General features: G+C 40.8%; 1 protein-coding gene. It reads right to left on the reverse strand.

The window, feature by feature from the left end; genetic code table 11:
- The coding region (locus DWV53_RS12350; RefSeq protein ID WP_147468792.1) for a serine/threonine-protein kinase at window positions 1-419 on the reverse strand (419 nt) is incomplete at its 3' end.
- Window positions 420-431: the final 12 nt, after the last annotated feature.

Genomic DNA, 431 nt, shown 5'->3' on the forward strand with positions numbered 1-431 from the left:
TGCCCTTCTTCTGTATAGCCTTTTGAGATTCCAAAGTCAATTAGTATAGCACCACCTTTGTCATCAAGCAGAATATTGCTTGGCTTTACATCATAATGACAAATATGCTTTTGGTGCATATACTCCAATGCCGAACCTATCTGTTGGATATACTTAATGGCTATAGCCTCGTCCAATGCACCATGCAGCTTCACATAATCAGACAACGAGCCACCACTCAAATATTGCATCACATAATAGACCGTATCATTTTCCTCAAACACATCTACTACTTTAACGATATGAGGATGATTCATCTGTGCAAGGTTCTTTGCTTCCTTAACAAACTTCTTGCGATATAACTCTACCAAGGCACGACTTTCTTGGGAAGGAACGGTTATCTTCCCCGTCCCTTCCTCACGCTCACAAGTGTCCTTCATAAAGAACTCCTT

It is taken from the genome of Segatella copri (assembly GCF_003465495.1).
GTDB classification, from domain to species: domain Bacteria; phylum Bacteroidota; class Bacteroidia; order Bacteroidales; family Bacteroidaceae; genus Prevotella; species Prevotella copri_G.